This window comes from Streptacidiphilus alkalitolerans (genome assembly GCF_042511045.1).
Taxonomy (GTDB): domain Bacteria; phylum Actinomycetota; class Actinomycetes; order Streptomycetales; family Streptomycetaceae; genus Streptacidiphilus; species Streptacidiphilus alkalitolerans.
Genome location: NZ_JBHEZX010000004.1, coordinates 164,220 through 184,610, shown reverse-complemented (window position 1 = coordinate 184,610; position 20,391 = coordinate 164,220). Strand labels below are relative to the sequence as shown.

General features: G+C 70.7%; 15 protein-coding genes and 1 tRNA gene. 12 read left to right on the top strand and 4 right to left on the bottom strand.

What is annotated here, in order from left to right; all coding sequences use genetic code 11:
* Positions 1 to 246 precede the first annotated feature (246 nt).
* The 6 genes from ACEZDG_RS10385 to ACEZDG_RS10360 all read left to right on the top strand — a co-directional run bounded on the left by ACEZDG_RS10385 (position 247) and on the right by ACEZDG_RS10360 (position 7,545).
* Positions 247 to 2,250: an FAD/NAD(P)-binding protein gene (locus ACEZDG_RS10385; RefSeq protein ID WP_380506896.1), complete on the top strand. Its 2,004-nt coding sequence runs from the start codon at positions 247 to 249 to the stop codon at positions 2,248 to 2,250.
* Positions 2,251 to 2,783: 533 nt separating this feature from the next.
* A complete protein-coding gene (locus ACEZDG_RS10380) occupies positions 2,784 to 4,259 on the top strand; it encodes a class-II fumarase/aspartase family protein (RefSeq protein ID WP_380505930.1) in 1,476 nt (491 codons plus the stop codon).
* A 137-nt stretch (positions 4,260 to 4,396) separates the two neighbouring features.
* Positions 4,397 to 5,110, top strand: coding sequence for a WXG100-like domain-containing protein (locus ACEZDG_RS10375; RefSeq protein ID WP_380505927.1), 714 nt, complete (start codon positions 4,397 to 4,399; stop codon positions 5,108 to 5,110).
* Entirely contained in the window at positions 5,110 to 6,138 is a 1,029-nt protein-coding gene (locus ACEZDG_RS10370) for a hypothetical protein (RefSeq protein ID WP_380505924.1), read from the top strand. The genes ACEZDG_RS10375 and ACEZDG_RS10370 overlap by 1 nt, the downstream gene beginning before the upstream one ends.
* Positions 6,131 to 6,565 carry a hypothetical protein gene (locus tag ACEZDG_RS10365; RefSeq protein WP_380505921.1) on the top strand — a complete coding sequence of 145 codons (435 nt, stop codon included), beginning with the start codon at positions 6,131 to 6,133 and terminating at the stop codon, positions 6,563 to 6,565. The genes ACEZDG_RS10370 and ACEZDG_RS10365 overlap by 8 nt, the downstream gene beginning before the upstream one ends.
* On the top strand, positions 6,562 to 7,545 hold the full coding sequence (locus tag ACEZDG_RS10360; protein WP_380505918.1) for a hypothetical protein: 984 nt from the start codon (positions 6,562 to 6,564) through the stop codon (positions 7,543 to 7,545). The genes ACEZDG_RS10365 and ACEZDG_RS10360 overlap by 4 nt, the downstream gene beginning before the upstream one ends.
* Before the next feature lie 11 nt (positions 7,546 to 7,556).
* Here the strand turns inward: ACEZDG_RS10360 and ACEZDG_RS10355 are convergent, their stop codons facing one another.
* Both ACEZDG_RS10355 and ACEZDG_RS10350 read right to left on the bottom strand, forming a co-directional pair.
* The gene (locus tag ACEZDG_RS10355) at positions 7,557 to 9,674 is read right to left on the bottom strand and encodes a restriction endonuclease (protein WP_380505914.1); all 2,118 of its coding nucleotides are present in this window, start codon (positions 9,672 to 9,674) and stop codon (positions 7,557 to 7,559) included.
* A gap of 260 nt (positions 9,675 to 9,934) precedes the next feature.
* Positions 9,935 to 10,007, bottom strand: a tRNA-Arg gene (locus tag ACEZDG_RS10350).
* 479 nt (positions 10,008 to 10,486) lie between these two features.
* On the opposite strand from ACEZDG_RS10350, the gene ACEZDG_RS10345 reads away from it, so the two are divergent.
* The 6 genes from ACEZDG_RS10345 to ACEZDG_RS10320 all read left to right on the top strand — a co-directional run bounded on the left by ACEZDG_RS10345 (position 10,487) and on the right by ACEZDG_RS10320 (position 16,690).
* Complete coding sequence (locus tag ACEZDG_RS10345) at positions 10,487 to 11,383, top strand: single-stranded DNA-binding protein (protein WP_380505912.1); 897 nt, start codon at positions 10,487 to 10,489, stop codon at positions 11,381 to 11,383.
* Positions 11,384 to 11,511: 128 nt separating this feature from the next.
* Positions 11,512 to 13,176: an energy-dependent translational throttle protein EttA gene (gene ettA / locus ACEZDG_RS10340; protein ID WP_380505909.1), complete on the top strand. Its 1,665-nt coding sequence runs from the start codon at positions 11,512 to 11,514 to the stop codon at positions 13,174 to 13,176.
* Between the two features lie 119 nt (positions 13,177 to 13,295).
* A complete protein-coding gene (locus ACEZDG_RS10335) occupies positions 13,296 to 13,718 on the top strand; it encodes an acyl-CoA thioesterase (protein WP_380505906.1) in 423 nt (140 codons plus the stop codon).
* A 5-nt stretch (positions 13,719 to 13,723) separates the two neighbouring features.
* A complete protein-coding gene (locus tag ACEZDG_RS10330; RefSeq protein WP_380506893.1) occupies positions 13,724 to 14,479 on the top strand; it encodes a hypothetical protein in 756 nt (251 codons plus the stop codon).
* Positions 14,480 to 14,645: 166 nt separating this feature from the next.
* On the top strand, positions 14,646 to 15,803 hold the full coding sequence (locus ACEZDG_RS10325) for a DNA polymerase III subunit beta family protein (RefSeq protein ID WP_449341730.1): 1,158 nt from the start codon (positions 14,646 to 14,648) through the stop codon (positions 15,801 to 15,803).
* Positions 15,804 to 15,988: 185 nt separating this feature from the next.
* Positions 15,989 to 16,690: a class I SAM-dependent DNA methyltransferase gene (locus ACEZDG_RS10320; RefSeq protein ID WP_380505900.1), complete on the top strand. Its 702-nt coding sequence runs from the start codon at positions 15,989 to 15,991 to the stop codon at positions 16,688 to 16,690.
* Between the two features lie 52 nt (positions 16,691 to 16,742).
* Here the strand turns inward: ACEZDG_RS10320 and ACEZDG_RS10315 are convergent, their stop codons facing one another.
* Positions 16,743 to 18,398 carry a bifunctional aspartate transaminase/aspartate 4-decarboxylase gene (locus ACEZDG_RS10315; RefSeq protein WP_380505897.1) on the bottom strand — a complete coding sequence of 552 codons (1,656 nt, stop codon included), beginning with the start codon at positions 18,396 to 18,398 and terminating at the stop codon, positions 16,743 to 16,745.
* Positions 18,399 to 18,474: 76 nt separating this feature from the next.
* Complete coding sequence (gene aspT, locus ACEZDG_RS10310; protein WP_380505894.1) at positions 18,475 to 20,178, bottom strand: aspartate-alanine antiporter; 1,704 nt, start codon at positions 20,176 to 20,178, stop codon at positions 18,475 to 18,477.
* Between the last annotated feature and the right edge of the window lie 213 nt (positions 20,179 to 20,391).

Here is a 20,391-nt window from a genome sequence, read left to right as displayed (position 1 = left end):
CAACCACAGGACGGCGTCCACTCCGTCAGGTCCACCGCCCCCGGCCGGACCGACGACCCCGGCGGAAATGCCCGGTAATCCATCCTGCGGATTTCCGCACTGCCGCTTCCCGAGCCTTGGCCGGTCTTTTCCCGACCGCATGGCCACTGGCAGATTCGAGGGGAGATCGCTCGCCGCTCGACGATTCCCGGGCCGATCTCCTTTCCCTTTCTTCCAGCGGAGTGGAGAATCCCCTTGAACAGCAGCTTGCAGCCCCGGAAGCTCGATGTCTGCATTGTCGGCGCGGGACCGCGCGGCGTATCGGTGCTGGAACGCCTGTGCGCCAACGAGCGGCACTCCCCCTCCGCCGACCACGTCACGGTCCATCTCATCGACCCCGCCCAGCCCGGTTCCGGCCAGGTCTGGCGCACCGGCCAGTCCCGCCACCTGCTGATGAACACCGTCGCCTCCCAGGTGACCGTCTACACCGACGAGAGCGTCGACATCGAAGGGCCGATCTGCGGCGGCCCCAGCCTCTACGCCTGGGCCCGGCAGCTGCTCGCCGAGAACAGCAAGGCCGACCCCGACCCGGCCTTCGCCGGCTACGACGACGGAACCCTCGCCGAGGCCCGCGACCTCGGCCCGGACAGCTACCCCACCCGCGCCTTCTACGGCCTCTACCTCACCTGGGCCTACCAGCAGTTGACCGCCACCGCACCCGACCACGTCACCGTCGTGGCCCACCGGACCCGGGCCACCGCCCTGGACGACGACGAAGCCGGCACCCAGACCGTGCGGCTCGCCGACGGCACCGTCCTGGCCGGGTTGGACGCCGTGGTGCTCGCCCAGGGCCACGTCCCCGCCGAACCGACCCGGCAGGAACGCGAACTGACCGCCTTCGCCCGGCGGCACGGCCTGCGCTACCTGCCCCCGGCCAACCCGGCCGACCTCGACCTGTCCGCCGCCGCGCCCGGCCAGCCGGTGCTGCTGCGCGGCCTCGGCCTCAACTTCTTCGACCACATGGCGCTGTTCACGGTCGGCCGCGGCGGCACCTTCGAGCGGGTCGACGGGGCGCTGGTCTACCGTCCGTCCGGCCGCGAACCCAAGCTCTACGCCGGATCCCGGCGCGGCATCCCGTTCCACGCCCGCGGCGACAACCAGAAGGGCGCGCACGGCCGTTACTTCCCCCGGCTGCTCACCCCCGCACTGATCGCCGAACTGCGCGCCCGCGCCGAGCAGGGGGCACGGATCGACTTCTCCACCGAGCTGTGGCCGCTGATCGCCAAGGAGGTCGAGAGCGTCTACTACGGCGCGCTGCTGGTGGCCCAGGGCCGGCAGACCGAGAAGGCCGAGTTCGTCAACCGCTACCTGTACGCCCCGGCCGGCACCCCCGAGCGCTACCTGCTGCACTCCTACGGCATCGCGCCGGAGCAGCGCTGGACCTGGACCAGGCTGGGCCGCCCCTACGGCGACCGGACCTTCGCCGACCAGGCCGACTTCCGCGGCTGGCTGCTCGACTACCTCCGCAACGACCTGGCCGAGGCCCGCGGCGGCAACATCGACAGCCCGCTCAAGGCCGCCCTCGACGTCATGCGCGACCTGCGCAACGAGATCCGGATCGCGGTCGACCACGGCGGCCTGGACGGCTACTCGCACCGCGAGCACCTGGAGAGCTGGTACACCCCGTTCAACGGGTTCCTCTCGATCGGCCCGCCGGCCTCCAGGATCGAGGAGATGATCGCCCTGATCGAAGCCGGCGTGCTGGAGGTCGTCCTCCCCGGCACCCGGTTCCTGCCGGACGAGGCCAAGGGCGCGTTCGTCACCGTCAACGGTGACGCGGTGGCGGGCGAGCAGGTGCGCGCCAACGTCCTGATCGAGGCCCGGCTGCCGGAGCCGGACCTGCGCCGCACCGCCGACCCGCTGCTGCGCCACCTGCTGGAGACCGGCCAGTGCCGCGCGTTCACCGTCCCCGGCTACGACGGCCAGCGCTACGAGACCGGCGGTCTCGAGGTCAGCGCCCGCCCCAACCGCGTGGTCGACCACGCGGGCCACGTCCACCCGCGCCGCTTCGCCTACGGCGTCCCCACCGAGGCCGTCCACTGGGTCACCGCGGCCGGCATCCGACCCGGCGTCAACTCGGTCACCCTGGTCGACTCCGACGCCATAGCCCAGGCCATCCGCTCCCTCCCGACGGCCCTCCCGGCCGCCCTCCGCATCGCCCGAAACGCCGCCCACCACCCCACCTTCACCCAGGCCGAGGCCGTCGCATGACACCCGCCGTGCCCGCCACCCCCGCCCCGCCTACGGCACCGGCCCAGCCCGAGGCGGGGCCGGTGGCGGGCCCGGCGGAGGTGGCGGGGATGGCAGGCGCGGCGGAGATGGCAGGGGTGGCGGCACCCGCAGGAGCGACAGCACCCGTGGCCCCTGCGGGGCTGACGGGTGCTGTCAACCTCGTAGACTCCGTCAGCCCAACAGGGCCTCTTGGCCCTGACCTGCTCGTTGCCCCCGCAGGGTCTGTTGATCCCTCAGGCCCCGCCAGCCCCGCAGGCCCTGCCTACCTCCCAGGGCCCGCCGATCCCGCAGGGCTCCTCGTCCCCGCAGGGCTCCACGTCCCCGCAGAGCTCCTCGCCCCGGCAGGGTCCGTCGACGCCGCGGACCCCCTCGGCCCCGCGCTCGACCTCACACCCAGCCACACGGAACTCGCGCCCGCCCGCACGGGCCTCACCCCCGCCGGCGCCGAACCCACCCATGCCCTCACCGGACCTACCCCCGCCCGCACCGGGCTCCCCCGCGGCGGCGGGGCCGTGGACTCCGGCCTGCTCTCCCCCGTCCGGGCCGGCACCCCCGTCGAGGCCGCCGTCAGCGACGAAGCCTGGCTGCAGGCCATGCTCGACGCCGAGGCCGCCCTGGCCCGGGCCCAGGCCCGCCTGGGTACCCTCCCCGCCCACGCCGCCGAGGTCATCACCCGTACCGCCAAAGCCGAGCGGCTGGACCTGGTCGCCCTGGCCCACGCCGCCCGGGAGACGGCGAACCCGGTGGTCGGCCTGGTCCAAGCCCTCACCAAGGAAGTCGCCGCAGCTGACCCCACCGCCGCCGACTACGTCCACCGCGGCTCCACCAGCCAGGACGTCTTCGACACCGCCGCGATGCTGGTCGCGGACCGTGCCCTCCGCCTCATCACCGCCGACCTGCGCCGCAGCGCCCACGCCCTGGCCGTGACAGCCGCCGCGCACCGGGACACCCCGATGGCCGGCCGCACCCTCACCCTGCACGCAGTGCCCACCACCTTCGGACTGAAGGCCGCAGGCTGGCGCAGCCTGATCCTCGACTCGGCAGAGCGGATCGACCGACTGCTGGACGGCGGCCTCCCGATCTCCCTGGGCGGCGCGGCCGGAACCCTGGCCGGCTACCTGGAATACGCCCGAATCGACGCCTCCCCCACCGACCCCGTCAACACCACCAACCTCATTCACCCCACCAACCTCGACATCCCCACCAACACCCCGACCCCAGCCGGTCCCCCTCCCTCTCCCGACCCCACCGCCTACCTGAACGCCCTGACCGCCGCCTACGCGGCGGAAACCGGACTCGCCGTCCCCCTCCTCCCCTGGCACGCCCTCCGCACCCCGATGGCGGACCTCGCCGCCGCCCTCGCCCACACCACCGGTGCCCTCGGCAAACTCGCCGCCGACGTCCAGGTGCTGGCCCGTACCGAGATCTCCGAGGTCGCCGAGCCGGCCGTCGCCGGCCGAGGCGCGTCCTCGGCGATGCCGCACAAGCGCAACCCGGTCCTGGCCACCCTGATCCGCTCCGCTGCCCTGCAGGTCCCAGCCCTGGCCATGGCGCTGACCCAGTGCCTGGTCACCGAGGACGAACGCGCCGCAGGCGTCTGGCACGCGGAGTGGCTGCTCCTGCGCGAGTGCCTGCGCCTGGCCGGCGGCGCCGCGCACACCGCCGTGGAACTCACCGAGGGCCTCACCGTCAACTCCGCACGCATGGCGGCCAACCTGGACCTGACAGGCAGCCAGATCACCTCCGAACGCGTAGCCGTGGTCCTGGCCCCCAGCCTCGGCAAGGCAGCCGCCAAAGCCCTGCTCACCGAGGCGTCCATCACCGCCACCGCGACCGCCCGCCCCCTGGCCGATGTCCTGTCCGAGCTGCCTGCCGTCAAGGCCCTGCTCACCCCCGCCCAACTCACCACCCTCCTGGACCCCACCCACTACACAGGCGCCGCCGCCCCCCTCACCGACCAAGCCCTCACCCGCCCCTCCCACCCGTAACCCCACCACCTGGCCGGACGCCCGTCCCGCCGGACGCCCGCCCCCCGTGCCACCCACCGGCACCAACGCCCGGTAAGGTCCATGTCCGACCACGAAGAATCATCCAGGCGCGCCGCAGCGCACACGGGGGGCGAATCTTGGCTGTCGACGACCTACCGGGCCCGGTCGTGACCTTCCTCAACGTCATCGGCGTCCCCTGGCCGTACCTCAACGAGGACGAGGTACGCCGCTTCGCCGGCATGGTCAGGCAATTCGGCCAGGCCGTGGAGCGCACGCACCAGGAGGCCACCACCGCCATAGCGAACTTCGCGCAGGCCTACCAGGGTCCGGCGACCCGGCGGATGCAGTCCGGCTGGACCCAGATGTCCGAGCAGCACACCCAGGAACTGGTGGAGGGCTGCCACGTCCTCGCGGAGGCGCTCGACGTCGCGGCGGACTACATCATCGCCCAGAAGGTCGAAGCGCTGGCGGAGCTCATCGGCATGGCGGCGACGTTCGTCGCCGACCAGGCGGCCTCCGTGGCCACCCTCGGACTGGCCGAGGCCGCCGTTCCGCTGATCATCGCCACCGGCAAGAAGCTGCTGGAGACGCTGAAGCAGCTGATCATCCAGCACATCATGGGCGAGGTCATCGAAGCTGCCGCCAAGCCGCTCTTCGCCAAGATCGAAAAGGCCATGTCCGGCCTGGACTGGTCGCAGACCGGCTCCGCCGACAGCGCCGACGCGGGCGACGGCTTCTCCATCGACCACGGCACCGCCGGCGCGCACCTCCAGGTGCTGAGCGGGCACGCGGAAACCCTCCGCGGCCATGCGACGGTGCTGCGCAGCGGCATGGCCGGGCTGGCCTTCTGATGGCCGGGGGCGGAGAGGAGAAGGCGGTCTTCCACGCGCTGCGGACGGACGCGGAGAAGTCCCTTCCGAAGATCGCGGAGAAGCACGCCGGAGTGGTCGACTCGGCAGTGGAGAAGGGCACCAAGAACCTGGCCGAACACGCGGCCAACGAGAAGGACATCGCCGAGGGCTTCCGCTCCGCCATGCCCAAGGACGATCCGGTGACCGCCCCGAAGCCGTCCGCAGGCGTCCCCGGCGAGGCAGCGGTCCCGGGCGCGTCCCCGTCCCGGATCACCCAGGCCCTGGACGCTGGCCCCAGCCCCGCCACCCTCGACGCCGCGGCGCCCCAGCTCGGACGCGACGCCCTGCACGACGGCGAGGACTTCAACACCCAGATCGACCAGGAACTGAACGCCCGCGGCCTGGACCGCGCCGAGCACGACCGGCTCCGCACCTCCCCCACCAACGACCTCACGGACGAGCAGATCCAGCAGGTCGTGGACGTCCGCAACAGCATCAAGATCGCCGACGGCCAGGTCGTCACCAAGGTCCTCGGCCCGGACGTGGCCAAGTCCTACCTGGAGAACGCCGACCACCTCCCCAACGGGAAGAAGTTCGACCCCAGCCTGTTCGGCGGCTCCATCGCCCGTGGCACGGACACGGCCGCCCTCACCACCCCTTCCGAGCTTCGCGACGCCCTCGCTCTCGACGACAAGGGCGCAGGCTGGACCCCGATCCCCGAAGGTGCCTCGCATGCCTACCAGTTGCGTACGCACGCACCGGACAACCTTCCGGCCTCGACGACCTTCGGCGCGGTGGACGATCCTGCTGTCGCCCAGCACGTCGCCGACCTGGCCGGGGCGAGCGGCGGACGGGCCTGGCAGGATCCCTTCACCGGAACGGGGTACACGGGCGGAGGAATCCCCGAGTGGGACGCCAACCCCACCGCATTTCTCGGACGTGCTGAGATCTGGAGAATGACTCCGGACGGTGGGGAATCCCTGGCCGGCTACTTCGACGGAACAAGGTGGACGAAGACCGATGGCTGATGCGCGCCCCTACCGACCAGGCCAGCATGTCGAGTACCAGGGCTATGCCTACCGGTGCTTCGGAGACAGCCGCTCGCCGATGATCACAATCTGCCTGGACGAGGGCGACCCGGTGCCGGAAGGCCTGGAGCCCGACCCTGGGCGATCCGACGGCTTCTACCTCGTGGACCCCCGCGACGTCACCGCCTGGTACTCCTCCCGCTGGACCTTCCGCTGGAAGGGTGAACTGTTCTCCAGCGGCGGAGTCCGCGACGGCGAGATCAACGGCTACTACCAGGGCACCAAGGGGTCAGCCTTCGCCGACGCCTACCTGACCCGGATGGGTGCCATCGAGTACGAGGGTGACTTCCCCCTGGAGGAAGTCACCGACATCACCGAGGAGCGCTTCGATCTACTGGCCTCCTGGAAGGAAAAGCACCCGGAATGACCACCCCGACCACCGCCGGGCTGTCCCCCCGCACCATCATCCAACTGCCGATCACCCGCCGGCTCGCCGAACAGTACCTGGGCAACACCGTCGTCCCGGGTACCTTCGAGCCGTCCCGGCTCTGGGGGCTCTGCTCGCGCCTGGTGGACGTGATCGACGCCCGGTCGGGGGCGCAGGCCCGGGCTTACCACGGACTGGCCGACGCCGAGTCCGAGTTCCCAGTGGGCGACGGCCTCTTCGTGCTCCGCTTCCAGGCGCACTGGCCGGCCCTGTTCCGGGCCTCCTTCGGCGGCCAAAGCACTGCTGGCGCAGCCCGGCTCGGGTCCACCCTGGTCCTGCCTGAGCCCTTCCTCGGCACCGGCTACACCAAGTACGCACCGGTCGCCGTCCCCGAGTACTGGCTGGAGCTGACCGAGGTCCCGGTCGGCGCCGAGCTCTGGCACCTCTCCGAGGACAACGCCGAGAACAGCAACGAGGACGGAACCGACAGCTGGGCTGTCGGGCTGGCCCGCTACCCGGGCCGCTACACCGGTTGGCAGACCTTCCCCGCCGCCGAGCAGCTGGGCCTGCCCTCCGGCCCGGCCGCCCCCGCCCCGGCGGGCAGCATCGCCCGCGGCCCGGTCGCCACCTTCCAGGGCGCCCCCTACCTCGCCGACTTCGGCCCCAACCCGGGCGAGGCCACCGTCTACCGAATCGCCGAGGACGGCACGACGATGTCCCGTCCACTGGAGTTCAGCCAGGTCGACGCCCTGTCCTACCGCAGACTGCTGGCCTCCTGGCGCGGCAGCCGCTTCGAACTCCTGGCGAACGCCAACGGACTCGCCTCCCTCGCCCTCACCAGCGGAAACGCCGAGGAGGCCGCCCAGTTGGGCCTCCCCTCCGCCGGCCGCCACGCCTGGCGCGCCCAGGTGCCGGTGGACGACCTCAGCGAACTGACGGAAGAAACCCGCCAGATCACCGCCCCACAGCCCACTCCCTGACGCTCCGTCACCTACGACACGCTGATGCCGTACTCCTGCACCAGGCCCTCAAGACCGCTCGCGTATCCCTTGCCTCCCGCGACGAAGTCCCAGTCACCGCCGCCCCGCCGCCTGAAGGATCCGAGCACCAGAGCGGTCTCACCCGAGCGTCCGTCAGAGACCGGCAGCCGGTCCAGCTCAGCCCCAGTGGTGTCCAACAGCCTGATGGTCGCGTCGGTGAAACCGGACAGATCCGCCTGCGGATTGACCGCTGGATCAACCGCGGCGACCAGGACCAGCCGGTCGGCCGCCACCGGCAAGGCGTCGAACGCCACCCGAATCGCGGCCTTGTCCGGCGAACTACTCGCCACCGCGCGAACCGAACCGTCCGGAGTCCCCGGGTTGTTGAAGAAGACGAAGTGGTCGTCGCTCAGTACCCGGCCCCCGCGGCACACCAGTGCGCACACATCCAGGGCGACGCGCCCCGACCAGGACATCCCCAGCACGTTGTGATCAGCGTCCGGCTCAGCCGCCCCCGGCGTCGTACGCTCCACGGATGCCCCGCCCCCGGCCTGGCCCAACCGCCCCCGCAGCCCATGGCTGTGCAACAGGTCGACCAGTTCACCCCCCGACACCAGTTCCAGCGGCTTGCCACTGGCGAACCCGTACGAACCGGGACCGAAGCCGGACGTGGTGACCAGCACGCCCTTGTTGGCGCCGGCGTCCTGCACGGTGCCGAACAGGTCGCGGACCGCCGTCGGAGGCACGGTGTTGCGGTACCGCTTCACCTGCACCACGATCCTGCCGCCTCGGATCGGCGTGGGGTCCATCGCGTCGACGTCCACCCCGCCGTCGTTCGAGCGCTGTGTCATCACCGCCTGCATCCCCATGGCACGGAACAGATCGGCGACGAGCGACTCGAACGCGATCGGATCCATCTCGTACAGATCCGGCTCCTCATCACCCCCGTGCGAGGCGACGCCGCTCCCGACATCACCCGGCACCCGCCCCGGACGCACCGACGCACGTTGGTCGGGACGCGTGGACAGCTGTCCCCGAAGCCCGTCGACCAGGCAGTCCACGGCGTTCACCTGCTCCAGGTTCAACCCGCCGAAGGCCGAGCGATCAGCCATCACCGTGGCCAGGAAGACCTGGGCCCGTCGGCCGGTGGCCGGGTCGTGGTCGTCCACAAATCCGTTCAGCGCAACCGAATCCAGCACGCCGAACTCATCCGCCGCGAAAAGCTCCCGCAGCGTCAGCAGGACGCACTGCGCCAGCACATCCCGATACAGCGCCCGCCGTTGCGCAGTCGGACGGGCCGTCTCCTTGTCCTGGTCAGTGCTGGGCACATACCGCACGGACTTCATCTCCGGAACGACGTCGTACCTCGGCAGCTCCCAGTTCAGCACCAACTGGCGAGCAGCCGAGTCGTACCCGGCGGTCACCTGACGCGGCATATCCGCAGGCCAGGCCGCAGAGGAGTACAGAGCCGCCGAGAAGTACTCCACCACCGTGTCAGGCTCCCCGCCGCGAAGCGCTCTCGCCATCCCCGCGATGCCCTCGTTGTGCCGCCGAATCTCCGTCAACTGGGCCTCGGCCCACCGGTCGTACTGCTGCCGGTAGGCCGCCAACTGCTGCAGCCGCTGCCCCTCCGCAGTCTGGGCCGCCCGCAGGTCCCGCTCGAACCGCCCCCGCGCCTCCTGCTCCGCCTGAGCCTGTGCCTGCGCCCGACGGCCGATCCCGAGCGACCAGCCCCCGCCCTGAACCGGAACCTGGTACTGCCCCGGATCCGGCATCGGCACGGGTACGGCAAGCCGGCCGGGGGCGAACGCCTCAAGCTGCTCCGCCCGGACCAGCAACGCCGTCCTGAACGCGGGCCCGCGACAGCCGGCCGCCAACAGACCGGTCAGGGCCTGGACCCGCGCGTCCAGTTCCTCCGTCCGCCGCCTGGCGTCCCCGTCCCTGTGCTGCCGGTACGCAACCTGCCGCTCGCGCTGACTGCGGGCGAGGTCACGCTCGTAGGCCCGCTGCTGTCGCTCCTGCTCACGCTGATGCTGCGCTTGCGCCCGACGCTGCGCCTCCACCTGCCGCTGCTGCTGACGCTGCGCCTCGGCCCAGGTGCCGATCAACCCGTTGGAGCGACGACTCATCCGGTACAGGCCCTCCCCTCGGGACACCAACGTCCCGCATACCGCACCGCTGGCCCCACAACCAGCAGTAATGGGAAGACTCTAGTCCGTAGTCCCAGACCAGCCGACAGAAGATCCCAAATGCCCAAGGACCAAGCCGCCCCCGCCGACAGCCCGCAGCGCTCCCCGAACAAACACCCCAGCCCGAAGCCCTCGGCCCGTCTTCCAACCCCCGACTCGACGCAGACTGGCCCAGTCATTCCCGCTGGCCAGATAGGTTGTGCCCCCAGCAGGACTCGAACCTGCGGCCAAGTGCTTAGAAGGCACCTGCTCTATCCGCTGAGCTATGGGGGCGGGACAGGGTGCCTGGTGGTGCCGTGGCTGGATCCCGTCGAGGGACAGGATAAGCGCGGGCTGGCTCTGTGCCGGGCGCGCCAGCAGGGGTGGTGCGCAACATTCCCCCCGATGGAGCGGTCTGATAATCGCAGGTAGGGTCCGTGCGCGCAGCGGTGCGGGGGCAAGGAGGGCGGGCTGTTGTCCACTCGTTACGGCGCTGCTGCCTCAGCCGTTATGGATTCGGCAAGGTTCCGGGGATGTCCGAGAACAGTCAACTGACCTGGGCATTCAGCGCTGCTGGGGATCGGCCCTATGCCGGAAGTACACCCTATCGAGTGGCGAAGCTTTCCACAGGGCCGGGTTTGTCCACAGGCGGCCCCTCTGCGTCATCCGGCGTGCCCGCACCGCCGCAGGCTGGGTACCAGGCACCGGCGGTACTCGCCGGGAGCGACCGGACGTTCCCGCAGGGGAACGGGATGTGATGTGGGGGCAGGGCTATGAACGGCACGATGGTGACGCTGGTCGGCCATGTGATCTCCGAGGTGCGGTACGCCACCACGGCGGGCGGCGTACCGGTGGCGAGCTTTCGGCTGGCGGCGACCGACCGTCGGTTCGACCGGCAGCGGCAGATGTGGGTGGAGGGCGACACCAGCTTCTTCACCGTCTGGTCCTGGCGCTGGTTGGCGGAGAACGTCCTCAGCTCGGTCGGCCGTGGCGATCCGCTGCTGGTGACCGGCCGGATGCGGGTCAGGGAATGGGACAACGGCGAGGGGAACCCCCGGGGCGTGGCGGCGGAGATCGAGGCGACAGCCATCGGGCACGACCTGTCCCGGGGTACCTCCGCGTTCCGGCGCGCCGTGCGGGGGCGTCCCGAACTGGTGGCCAGGGCGTCGTCCCGCGCGGTCGACGACGGGACGGGGCCGGATCGCCCGGTCGGCACCCCGGGCGAGCGGGAACATGAGCGTGACCGGGATCGGGGTCGTGCTGGGGACAGAGATCGTGACCAGGATCGGGACGGGGAGCGGGAACGGGAGAGGCACGAGATTCCGGGGGTCGAGCCGGTGGTCCCGGTTCCTGGCATGGTGCCCGTGCCCGTCCCGGTGCCGGTCCCAGTCCCGGTGCCAGTCCCAGTCCCGGTGCCAGTCCCAGTCCCGGTGCCGGCTTCGGTCCGTACCTCGTTCCCGGCCCAGGTCCCCGCCCTCGCCCCCGCCTCGAACCCGGATTCGCGTCTGGCTCCGACTCCGGCCCCGATCCAGGCTCAGGGCTTGCCCCCGGCCCAAGACCGCCTCCCGGCCTCCGCCATGTCCTCCGCCCCCGCCCCCGTCCCGGTGCTGGTCGGGGCGCAGTCCCGGCCGGAGGCCGGTGCTGGCAGCGGCCCTGGAGCCAGCGGCTGACCCACGGGCGACCTGCGGCTGACGGCCGGCTCACACCTTCCGCCGCACCGGGATTCGGGCCTCGGGCCCCGGTGCGGCACAATGGAAGGCTGTAACCAACACCCCTCTACGACGCCGGACGGTTCCTCTTGGCTGAGTACATCTACACCATGCGCAAGACCCGGAAGGCGCACGGCGACAAGGTCATCCTTGACGACGTCACGTTGAGCTTCCTGCCTGGCGCGAAGATCGGCGTCGTGGGCCCCAACGGCGCGGGCAAGTCCACCGTGCTGAAGATCATGGCCGGGCTTGAGCAGCCCTCCAACGGCGAGGCCTTCCTCTCCCCCGGCTACACCGTCGGCATGCTCCTCCAGGAGCCCCCGCTGGACGAGACCAAGACGGTCCTGGAGAACGTCGAGGACGGGGTCAAGGAGGTCAAGGGCAAGCTCAACCGCTTCAACGAGATCGCCGAGCTCATGGCCACCGACTACTCGGACGCCCTGCTGGAGGAGATGGGCAATCTCCAGGAGGAGCTCGACCACGCCAACGCCTGGGACCTCGACGCCCAGCTCGAGCAGGCCATGGACGCCCTCGGCTGCCCTCCCGGCGACTGGCCGGTGACCACCCTCTCCGGTGGTGAGAAGCGCCGCGTCGCCCTGTGCAAGCTGCTGCTGGAAGCCCCCGACCTGCTGCTGCTGGACGAGCCCACCAACCACCTGGACGCCGAGTCGGTCAACTGGCTGGAGCAGCACCTCGCCAAGTACGCCGGCACCGTCGTAGCCGTCACCCACGACCGGTACTTCCTGGACAACGTGGCCCAGTGGATCCTGGAGCTCGACCGCGGTCGCGCCCTGGCCTACGAGGGCAACTACTCCACCTACCTGGACACCAAGGCCACCCGCCTCAAGGTCGAGGGACAGAAGGACGCGAAGCGCGCCAAGCGCCTGCGTGAAGAGCTCGAGTGGGTCCGCTCCAACGCCAAGGGCCGCCAGGTCAAGTCCAAGGCCCGGCTCGCCCGGTACGAGGAGATGGCCGCCGAGGCGGACAAGATGCGGAAGCTGGACTTCGAGGAGATCCAGATCCCGCCGGGCCCGCGTCTCGGCAACATCGTGGTCGAGGTCACCAACCTCTCCAAGTCCTTCGGCGACAAGCTGCTGATCGACGACCTCAGCTTCACCCTGCCCCGCAACGGCATCGTCGGCGTCATCGGCCCGAACGGCGCCGGCAAGACCACCCTGTTCAAGATGCTGCTCGACCAGGAGAAGCCCGACTCCGGCACGGTCCGCATCGGCGACACGGTCAAGGTGTCGTACGTCGACCAGAGCCGCGCCAACATCGACCCCAAGAAGACGCTGTGGGCCGTCGTCTCCGACGAGCTGGACTACATCAACGTCGGCCAGGTCGAGATGCCGTCCCGCGCCTATGTCTCGGCCTTCGGCTTCAAGGGCCCGGACCAGCAGAAGCCCGCCGGGATCCTCTCCGGCGGTGAGCGCAACCGCCTCAACCTGGCGCTGACGCTCAAGGAGGGCGGCAACCTGCTGCTCCTCGACGAGCCCACCAACGACCTGGACGTCGAGACCCTCGGCTCGCTGGAGAACGCGCTGCTGGAGTTCCCCGGCTGCGCCGTGGTCATCTCCCACGACCGGTGGTTCCTGGACCGGGTCACCACGCACATCCTCGCCTACGAGGGTGACTCCAAGTGGTACTGGTTCGAGGGCAACTTCGAATCCTACGAGAAGAACAAGATCGAGCGTCTCGGCGCCGACGCGGCCCGTCCCCACCGCGCGACGTACAAGAAGCTCACTCGCGGCTGACCAGCGCGACACCTGCCCGCAATACCGCCGGGGCAGGCTTGGGAGCAGGATCCCCTGCTTGACCCCCTGCTCGAATTCCCCGCAAGCCCGCCCCGGTCCTCGGACTCTGGAGACTCCCCGTGCCTCGCCACATATACGCCTGTCCGCTGCGGTGGTCCGACATGGACGCGTTCGGACACGTCAACAACGTGGTCTTTCTGCGCTACCTCGAAGAGGCACGGATCGACTTCACCTTCACCAACGCCGGTGAGGCCGGAGAGAAGGCGTTCTCCGAGGGCTCCGTCGTAGCCCGCCACGAGATCGACTACCTCCGGCCGCTCGTCTACCGGCCCGAACCGATCACCATCGAGACCTGGCTGACCCGTCTCGCCAACGCCTCCTTCACCGTCGCCTACGAGATCAAGGACCCGGACATCGTCTACGTCCGGGCCTCCACGATCGTGGTTCCCTACGACCTGGCAGCGGCCCGTCCGCGTCGGCTGACCGCCGGCGAGCGCGCGTTCCTGGCCGACTACCTGGAACCCGCCACGGTGGCTGCGTGACCACGATGACCGCGCTGCACCTCGCCGACCCCAGGGAATCCGCCGACCTCGGCGCGTTCCTGGTGAGGCTGCTGCGGTACGACAAGGCCGCCGCGGTGCGGCTGCAGACGGCGAACGGCGCGCTGGCCGTGTTCGCCCGGCTGCCGCTGGGCGAGAGCGGCCCGCTGGTGATCCGTACGGTGGCGCTGCTGCCGCAGGAGGCGGACGGACTGGATCTGACCGTGTCGGCGGGCCTGCTCCTGGACGGCATCGACGAGACCGAAGCGGCGAGCAAGGCTGGGGTCGAGGCCCCAGCCCCAGTCCCGACGGTGACCGTCCCCGGGGCGAGGCAAGGGACCAGCCTCGGGACCGATGCCACGACCACGACCACGACCGCGGCCGGGACGCTGACACTGCCCGCGCCGATCACCGGCCCGGCCTGGGCCGGGCTGCTGCCCCCGCGTACGTCCTGGGAGTTCGTCGCCGACCTGGCCACGGGTCGGCTGAACGCGGCGGTCCAGGCGGCGGTGACGGAGTTCCGGCAGGAGAGCACCGACCCCGACGGTCTGGCCGAGGCGATCTGGTCCCGTCAGGTGCACCCCAGCGGACTGACCATGCGCGCCCTGCACGCCGCCCACCTGGTCGGCCTGCTCCGGCAGTCCGAGACGGTGGCCCTGCACCGGCATCCGGCCTGGCTGCGGCTGACCGCCCCGCGCGGCTCCGTGATCATCCGCCGGGCCCCGGCCATAGGCTCCGGCCTCGGCCTGACACCGACCCGCTGACGTCCCGGCCCCTCGCCCGCCGACGAGCGATCCACCCACCCGGCACCCACTCGAACCCACGCCCACCCATGCTGACCAGCCGAAACGCAGTCCCGCTTGACCCTCGACCTGGTCGAGGCCCGAGAGTCCATGACGTGGAGAGCACGTGGTGCGGGTGATGAGCGAGATGTACGGCATCGGCGAGATGGCTCGCGACAGCGGGCTGACGATCAGCGCCCTGAGGTTCTACGACGGGGCCGGCGTCCTCGTCCCCGCGTGGGTCGACCCGGACACCGGCTACCGCTGGTACGGGCCGGGTCAGCGGCAGGAGGCCCGGCTGCTGGCCAGGCTGCGCCGGGTCAACATGCCGCTTGCGGACATCCGGCTGGTCCTGGCCGGGTGGTCCAGCCAGGACACCGCGCTGGTCAGCACGCTGCTGGACGCACATCTGCTGCGCCTGGAGGACGGGCTCGACGACGCGCGCCGCGAACTCTCCACGGTCCGAGAACTACTCGCGCTGAGGGAGCACCCCATGAACGCCACAGGCACAGACACCACCGACACCGCACAGGGCAGCACGCCCCTGCGGCTGACCTTCGCCGCTCCCGATCTGGCTGCCGCCCTGGACACGGTCCGCTTCGCGGTAAGCGGCGACCCGGACCTCCCCATGCTCGGCGGGGTCCACATCGACATCGACGGCGCGGAACAGGCCCTGCGTCTGGTCGCCACCGACCGCTACCGGCTGGCCGTGGCCCAACTGCAGGCCGAGACCGCACCCGGCACCGCGCAGCAGGTCATCGTCCCCGCCGCCCTGGTCGACGCGATGCGTGCGCTGCTGACAGCCGAGGGCGAGGCCGTGCTGACCCTGGACAGCGACGGCAGCATCACCCTCGACGTCGCCGGCAGCCGGGCCGCCGGAGCCTGCCTGGACCATGACTTCCCGGACTACCGCAGGCTCACCCGGCTCCCGGCCGGCCGACGGGTCGCGGTGGACGTGGTCGCGCTGCGCGAGCTGCTGACCACCGGCCCCACCCGGCGCGGCCCGGACAGCGCGGATGTCGACATCTCGCTCCTGGCGCTGACCCCCGACGGCGCGCTGACCGTGGTCGGGGACGCCGACAGCTGTCACGCCGACGACACGGGCAGCGACTCCGCTGACCCCACCAACCCAGGCGACCGCATCGCCGTGAACCGCGAGTTCCTGCTCGACGCCCTCGCCGCCTCGGCCCGGGACCGGCTGGTGCTGGAGTTGGGCGGCCCGGTCGCCCCGCTGGCCGTCCGCCTCCCCGAGGGCGAGGACCAGAACCGCTTCTCGCTGCTGATGCCGATCCGCCTCACGGACTGACAGCACCGCACCAGCCCCGGCCAGTGCCACGCGCAGCGCCTGCCCGGGACAGACCAGACCCCCGGCCCCGGCCCGGGCCCGTCCCCGACCAACCCAGCCCCGCCGGGCGCCCGCCCTGACCGCTCGCCCCGCACCCGCGGAAAACCCGTCGCGCCGCCCGCTCTCGTCCGCGCAGAATCACCGGCATGGTGAACTTCGCGGACGTGGACCGGCGCAACTACCCGATGGTGGACGTGACCACCGGCTACGGCCAGTGGGTGGAGACCTATGAGCAGACCGTCGAGGACATCATGGACCTCGCTCTGCTGGACGCGTTGACCGTCCCCACCTGGCACGCCGTCCAGCGGGCCGTCGACCTCGGCTGCGGGACCGGGCGCACCGGCGCCTGGCTGCGCAGCCGAGGTGTCCCGGCGATCGACGGGGTGGACCTCACCCCGGAGATGCTCGCCGTGGCGCGTGCCAAGGGTGTGCACGACCGCCTGGTCACCGGGGACATCCGGGACACCGGTCTCGCTGCCGGCAGCTACGACCTGCTGGTGTCGTCCCTGGTGGACGAGCACCTGCCCGACCTGCTGCCGCTGTACCGGGAGGCGGCCCGGCTGGCCGCGCCCGGCGCGCTCTACGTGCAGGTGTCGTTCCACCCGCAGTTCATCCTGGCCACCGGGATGCCCACGCACTTCACAAGCGCCGGGGGCGAGCACATTGCCATCAGCACCCATGTGCACCTGATCAGCGAGAACATCACGGCCGGGCTGCAGGCGGGCTGGGAGCTGGTGGAGATGCGCGAGGGTCTGGTCGACGACAGCTGGGTCGCGCTGAAGCCCCGCTGGGAGAAGCACCGCAACGTCCCGGTGTCGGCGGCGTTCGTCTGGCGGCGCAGGGGCTGACCGCCAACCCCTGCGCCCCATCGGGCAGGTACTCCATCCGCCCGACGCTCCGTCAGCCGGAGACCGAGACCCGCCACTCCTCCTGGTAGTCCGCGAAGATCTCCTTCAGGTGGTGGCCGATCTTCAGATAGTCCAGGTCGTCCAGGTTTGCCAGCGACACCCTGACCGACCACTCGGGCCCGTCGAATCCGCCGCCGTTGAGCAGCACCACGCCGGTCTGCTCGGCCAGCCGGAACAGCGGCTCCACCGGCTCGTAGGTCGCCAGCAGGTAGTCGGCAAACGCCTTGCCGCCGACCCGCTCGGCCTCGGCCAGCAGGTCCAGCTCGATGTAGTAGCCGGCCCGCTGCGGGTCGTCGGCGATCCTCATCCCGGATCCCTCCAGCAGCAGGTCGAGCCGCTGCCGGACCACGGACTGCACCTTGGCCTTGTACTCCTTGCCCTCCGGCAGCAGCGCGAACAGCGAGAACAGCATCATCTGCACCTGCTGCGGCAGGCTCAGCCCGGCGGTGTGGTTCAGCGCGACCTGGCGCGAGTCGGCGACCAACCGGTCGATGAAGCGGATGCTGTCGGGCTCCAGCGTGAGCGTCCCGTAGCGCTTGCGCAGCCGGTCCCGCTCGGCCTCGGGCAGCGCCGCGATCTGCTGGTCGATGACGTTGTCCCGGTTCAGGCCGATCACGCCGAGCCGGTGCCCGGTGCAGCCGTAGTGCTTGGAGTAGGAGTACACCAGCACGGTGTTGCGGGGCAGTTCGGCGGCGATGGTGCGGAACCCGTCGACGAAGGTGCCGTAGACGTCGTCGGTGACGATCAGCAGCCCGGGGTTGGTGGTCTCGACGATGCTCTTGATCTGCGCGGTCACCCGGGCCGAGAGCGCCAGCGACGGCGGGTTGCTGGGGTTGACCAGGCAGACCAGCCGGACGGACGGGTCGGCCAGCTTGGCGACCTCCTCCTCCGGGTAGCGCCACTCGCGGACGCCGGTCTCGCTGAAGTTGGACGCTTCCACCCGCACCACGTCGAACTCGTAGGTGTCGAGTTCCGGGATCTCGATGTAGGGGGTGAACACCGGCACCATCAGGGCGATCCGGTCGCCCTTTTTCAGCACCCCGTTCTTCATCAGCGAGTCGAAGATGTAGCACATGGCGGCGGTGCCGCCCTCGGTCGCGAACAGGTCGAGCTCGGCCCCGGCGGGCGGCCGGGAGTCCATCAGCTCCTCCTGCAGGTAGCCGCGGACGATCTGCTCGCCGTGCACCAGCATCCGGTCCGGCACCGGGTAGTTGTCGCCGATGATGCCGTCGGTCAGCTCGTGCACCCAGGCGTCGCGGTCGAAGCCGAAGCGGGTGGTGGCCAGCTCCACGCAGTCCCTGAGCAGGGCGATCCCGGGCAGCTCGGGGTGCGAGGCGGCGTAGGCGTCGAAGCGCGCGGCGCTGCCGTGCAGCTCGGGCATGCCGCCGAGGTTGTCGGCGGTCCAGACCCGGCGGCTCTCGGTGAGGGCGAACGCGCCGAGCGCGAAGTACGCCTCGCGCGGCCCGGTGGCGACCCAGTTGGGGTTGCCGCGACCGGCGTTGAGCATGGCCTTGGTGCTGCGGCCCTTCTGCGCGGGCTGTCCGGCCTGGTACTTCTCGGCGAGGGCGATGAACTCGCCCTTGAGCTCGAACGGGCTGAGCTGGGAGAGGCGGTGCATCTCCGCGCGGGTCACGGTGGTCTTGGGCACAGGAATCTCCAACGGTGTGTCAGGTCAGCGAAGCGACAGGCAAAACAGAGGGCAGAACGGCGGACGGGCCAGAGGGTCAGGCGAGGAGAGCGACGATGATCGCGCCCCAGATGGTGAGCAGCACGTTCCCGACGGCGTACGGGATGGTGTAGCCGAGGGTCGGCACCTGCGACTCCGCCGCCTCGCCGATCGCGCCGATCGCCGCCGTCGTGGTCTGCGACCCCGCGACCACGCCCATCAGGATCGGGGTGCGGATCTTCAGCACGTAGTGCCCGAACAGCAGTCCGACGATCAGCGGGATCACCGTGGCGACCGCGCCCCACAGCAGCAGGCTCCAGCCGGCCGTCGCCAGGCCGCTGCTGAACCCGGGCCCGGCGTTGATGCCGACGATCGCGACGAACATGCACAGCCCGAGCGTGTCCATGAACCACTGCGCCCCCGGCGGGACGTTGCCGTACGTGGGGTAGCGACCGCGGATCCAGCCGAACACCAGGCCCATGATCAGGGCGCCGCCGGAGGTGGACAGGCTGATCGGCACCCCGCCCGCGGTGAGCGCGGGGATGCCGATGCAGCCGCCGAGGAAGATGCCGAGGCCGACCCAGATCATGTCGGTGGCGAAGCTGGTCGGCACGGGCTTGCCGATGGCCTGCCCGGCCGGGTCGACCAGCCGCTTCGGTCCGGTGAGCACCAGCGTGTCGCCCCGGTCGATGGTGGAGTTCAGCCGGTACGGGAACTCGCTGCCGGAGCGGTAGATCTTCTCGATGAAGACGCCGACCATCAGCGGCTCGGCCCGCAGCTGGGCGACGGTCCGTCCGATCTGCTCCTTCTCGGACACGACCACGTGCAGCGTCTCGGTCTGGTAGCCGAGCAGTTGGACGTCGTCCGACTCGGGGCCGATGTGGCCGACCGGGTCGAAGGAGACCAGGTCCTGCCGCAGCGCGCTGACCGCGAGGACGTCCCCGTCCGCGATCACGGTCTGCTGGTCGTGGTCCAGGATGACGCCGTCGCGGCGGATCCGGGTGAGGTAGATCCGCCGACCCAGCTGCTTCTGCTGCTGCTCGAAGTCCTCGATGGTGCGGCCGACGATGCCGGGGACGGTGACGGTGAAGGCCCGCAGCACCACCTCGTAGTAGCCCTCGCCGAGGTCGGGGTTGCCGCTGGGGACGTCGAGTTCCTTGGCCAGGGCGGCGCTGTCCCGCTTGAGGTCGCTCTTGAGCAGCCGGGGCGCGATGTTGGCCAGCAGGATGGCGCAGAGGATGGTGCCCAGCGGATAGGTGACGGCGTAGGCGACCGGGACCAGGTTCTGCTGGGCGCTGATCTCATGGGGCGTCAGGCCCGGCAGGTTGCCGATGGCGTCCTGGGCGACGCCGATGACCGCGGACTGGGTGAGCGCGCCGCCGAGCAGCCCCGCGCCCAGGCCGGTGCCGTAGCCAAGCATCTCGGCGAAGCCGTAGCAGACCAGGAGCCCGGTGACACAGACCACCAGGGCGACCGCGGCCTGCGGCAGCCCGTCCTTCTTCAGTCCGCGGAAGAACTGCGGGCCGACCTTATAGCCGAGGGCGAACAGGAACATGATGAAGAAGACCGACTTGACCGTGCCGTTGACGGACACATTGGTGGCCCAGCCGGCGAAGAGCCCGGCGATGAGGCAGCCGGTGACGGCGCCGAGGCCGATGGCCCGCCAGTGCAGTCTGCCGACCAGGAAGCCGACGGCCACTGTCAGGAAGATCAGCAGTTCCGGGTAGGGCTTGAAGATGTGGTCGGTGAGCCAGTCCACCACGGAAGTCGGCCGCCTCTCAGTTCTGTCGCTCGGGGCGCCGGTCCGACGACCCGGTTCGACAATAAGCTGCCTTATGTCTTATATGTCCGCATTGACCGGCGCTGCGGCTCCCGTGGCGTGCCGCCCGCGCCCCGCGCCCGTGGCGTGCCTGCCCGTACCCGTGGCGTTCCCGCCCCGCCCGTGGCAGCACCGGCGCCCCCGAAAACCAGGTGC